This window comes from Acidobacteriota bacterium (genome assembly GCA_009838525.1).
Taxonomy (GTDB): Bacteria; Acidobacteriota; Vicinamibacteria; order Vicinamibacterales; family UBA8438; genus VXRJ01.
In genome coordinates this window covers 1-3,571 of record VXRJ01000025.1, presented here as the reverse complement: position 1 = coordinate 3,571, position 3,571 = coordinate 1, and the positions used below count along the sequence as shown (strand labels likewise).

The following is a 3,571-nucleotide window of genomic DNA, read 5'->3' as shown; positions in this document are numbered from 1 at the left end:
CTGCGTCACCTCATACTTACCCAAGTAGAACCCTTGACTGATCTCCACCTCACGTACCGGCCCTTCATCCTGACTTCGTCCCACCTCCGAATCCGGCGATCCCATCTGAAAGGTCCCAGGCTCAATCCAAACAAACACCATCTTGGCACCATTAGGCAAAGAAAATGTCTTCTCAGCGCCCGTCGAGTTGTTGCCGAGGCAAGCAATCGGTACCAGCAACCCCAGCAGACATACGGTCAAAAACTTCATAGCTATAGCTCCCTTATCTAGAAGAATGAAAGAAGTGAGAAACAATCATGTACTCTGCCATCTCCTAATCCTCCGATTGGGTTTACACAATGCGCGGACGTCCGGGCGGGACCTGTCTCTCTAGCGCTCGAATCTGTAGGTGAAGTCCACGGTCTGGATCGGCTCGCCGCGGTAGTCGTATCTCAGCACCGCGTCCTTCACCGTGACCTGGATGTCGCGGACGTCCGGGTCCAGCCCCGTAAACAAGACGTAGCCGGACTTCTCCTGGCCGCTGAAGACCGCGTCCGCCGTGAACAGCGCCTCGCGCAGCAGCTCATTGCGATCCCTGCCTGGGGTGGGGACTGGGGCGAAGTACGCAGGAGCCAGATTGTACCACTTGCGGCCATCGGGGGACCGCATCACGATGCTTGCCGGGTCGATGAACACCTTCGGGTAGTAGTAGTTCTTCACCCCAAGGCGGAACACCGTGCTGCTGCTCAAGAAGGCTCCCCGCGCCGGGAACTGGCGGTTGAGCTCTTCGGCCGTCATGGGGCGCAGGGACACCTCGAAGCGGTTCAGGGTGAAGCGAACCGAGCCGTCGTCGTCCACGGTCATAGCCTCCGCCTGCTCGGCAGCAGGGCGCAGGGAGGCCCAGGTTCCATCGGCCAGAGAGAGCGTAGCGATCAGACAACTCACGCAGCCGATCAGCACCCCCACACGCAGCATCTGATGCTGCTGCACAGGTCTGCGGTCAGACTGTTCGTCGACCAGAGCGCGGATACGTGCGACGAGACTTGACGACTGGACTACCGGCAGAGAGGCAGTGGAGTTGAAAGAGCGCACGTTCATGGCGATCTCCAGTAGATGGCGGCCATACGATGAGGATCGCTGGCCGGCGTTGAGCACGAAGTCATCGCACGCCTTCTCTTGCTCCAGGCGCAGACATCTGAAGGCGTGCCAGACCATCGGATGGAACCAGTAGAAGGCGGTGATGATGCGAGCGAAGAGCTGGGTGGTCTGGTCGCCGCGACGAGCATGGGCAACCTCGTGTAGCAGGGCGATCCTGATCCGGTCGGCGGGCCAGGTCTGGGCCGAGAGAGGAATGGCCACGGTTGGCCGTATGAAACCCCAGGTAACCGGTACCGGTATGCGCGGGCTGACCAGTATGCGGATCGGTCGCCGGACCAGTCCGTTGCGTTCCAGCTCTGCGGCGATGTCGGCCCATAGGCCGCTGGTCACACCGCGGGCATTGGCCAACCAGCGTCTTCTCGATCGGTAATCGAGCACAAGCCCGGATAAGGAGGCGGTGAGCCCGGCCAGCCACAAACCCAGTAAGAAGGGATACAGCCTGGATGATCCGGTGCCGGAATGGCTGGAAGTTAGAATGCCATCGAGCTTGCCGACCAGTCCCGGCGGATCGCTGGTAATCTGCGATGGAACCGGCGAAAGTCCCGGAGGAGATTTCACCGCTGCTTCGCCGTCGTATAGGGAAACGGCTCCCTTGAATATCCCCGATAAACCGGACACAAAGGAGAGAGGTGGCAATAAGATAGAGAAGGCAGGAAGCAACAGGAGGGCGAAAAAAGCGGCCAACCACAGGGCGTGACGCAGCGCCGCCGATGAGCGCCACAGGGCCGTCATGAGCCATACAATCGACACAATGCCCGCGCTTTTGATCGTCATTTCGAGCAGGAAGCTGGCGGCATCAAAGGAGGAGACTCCGGCCATCTTCAGCGTCCTTTCTCTTTCGCTTCGGTCAGTAGCGCATCCAGCCGGGCGATTTCCTCTGGGGTCAGCTTATCCCCTTCCAGAGCGATGAGAGCGGCGATCGCCCTGGATGGTGAACCGCCGAAGAACGTGCGCAGCACCTGGCGCAGCGCGGATGTTTGGGTCTGTTGATGCGGCCAAGTCGGTGAGTAGACGAAGCGCGGTCCCTCTTTCCGGTGTTTGAGATAGCCTTTGTTTTCCAGATGCCTCAACCAAGTCCGCACCGTCGCGTTGGTTAAGGCCGGCGATAAGTCCTCTTGCACTTGACTGGCTGTAGCCTCGCTGCGCCGGAAGATGATGTCCATGATCTGGCGTTCCCGGCGACCGAGTTCGAGATAGTCGTGGTCACTCATAGGTATACCTCACGAAAAATGTTAAAATACTAACATGTTAGTGTTAGTATACTAACATTTATGATTGAAAGCAAGAGGATATAGGCTGATCGGGAGTTAGCCCACTACTGGGCGCAGATGGCGAAGAATTCGTCGGTTTGCTGTGCGATGCGCACTGGGGTTAGAGGTTTGATTTCGAGTACCGCATCCCCCTGGAAATCGACCTCCTCTAAGGCGTCGAGCAGGTAGCGCCAATCCGCTGCGGGTATTTTGCCAGTGCCTGGCATGGTGTGCAGACGGCCGATGCCCACGTCATCGCCCAAAGCATCGCTGATGTGCAAGTGGCAAATGCGGTCTTGCAGCCGATCGACGTACTCTTTGAGGGGAAAGCGTTTGAATTTTTGTGTGTGAGTCGTGTCGAGGCAGATCCCAAGGTCGGCAAAGCGCGCCAGCGCCCGCTGCAAGATGGACAGGTTCCACAGCTCAGGGTCTTCTTCTTGCTCGCCTTCGGATGCGTTTTCCAGCGCGATTTTGACGTTGTTCTGGTGCGCGTACTCCAGCACTTGGGCGGCAAAATCGAAATTGGGATCGGGGCCGTCGAGATAGAGATTGGCCGCGTGTACTACTAGCACCTGACTGCCCACCTGCGCCACCGTGTCGATTTGGCGGTGGTAGCTCTCAATGGTATTGTCGCCTCCCGTGTGCCAACTCGAGCGCACGCCGCGCAGGATTTGCGCCAGCCGAGGCCGGTGCTCCTCGGCGTAGAGATCGAATTGTTGGGACACCATGTCTTCCCGAGCGGGACTCGTCCACTCCCAGCTAGCCCATTTGGGCCACAACTCAACGCCATAACCCGCGGCGGCCACTTCGTCGACGACTTTTGCCAGACTGTCCAAGCCGCTGTCTAGGGCGAAGCTGGTGCCGCCTTTTCGCAAGGGGAAATAGTGAATGTAGTTCCACAGGCTGATGGAAATATTCAGTTGCATGGGGCCTCGTCTCTCAAGTTGGTTTGCGGTGGTTAGCTATTACCATCCGTGCATGCTGTGTCCCTCCGCCGGGAACCAGATCAGATCTACTATCATAGAAAAAATTACTCCAACCACATAACCGATGGCTAGGCCGTAAAACAGGGGTTTGCCGGCGATGTAGGCCTTGGCCCCGCCGTAGCGCAGTAGGATTATTTTGACAGTCCACACGATGAACAGACTGAACCAGTAGAGGCGGAGACCGAACGTGTGCTGGAA

4 protein-coding genes are annotated in these 3,571 nt (G+C 58.1%); all 4 read right to left on the bottom strand.

Annotation, left to right across the window (positions count from 1 at the left end):
* Window positions 1–249: SUMF1/EgtB/PvdO family nonheme iron enzyme (locus F4Y45_11490; GenBank protein MXY25131.1), on the bottom strand; the 249-nt coding region annotated here is incomplete at its 3' end.
* A gap of 120 nt (window positions 250–369) precedes the next feature.
* The gene (locus F4Y45_11485) at window positions 370–1,956 is read right to left on the bottom strand and encodes a M56 family metallopeptidase (GenBank protein ID MXY25130.1); all 1,587 of its coding nucleotides are present in this window, start codon (window positions 1,954–1,956) and stop codon (window positions 370–372) included.
* Window positions 1,957–1,958: 2 nt separating this feature from the next.
* Window positions 1,959–2,348 carry a BlaI/MecI/CopY family transcriptional regulator gene (locus F4Y45_11480; GenBank protein ID MXY25129.1) on the bottom strand — a complete coding sequence of 130 codons (390 nt, stop codon included), beginning with the start codon at window positions 2,346–2,348 and terminating at the stop codon, window positions 1,959–1,961.
* A gap of 104 nt (window positions 2,349–2,452) precedes the next feature.
* The gene (locus F4Y45_11475; GenBank protein ID MXY25128.1) at window positions 2,453–3,313 is read right to left on the bottom strand and encodes a sugar phosphate isomerase/epimerase; all 861 of its coding nucleotides are present in this window, start codon (window positions 3,311–3,313) and stop codon (window positions 2,453–2,455) included.
* Window positions 3,314–3,571: the final 258 nt, after the last annotated feature.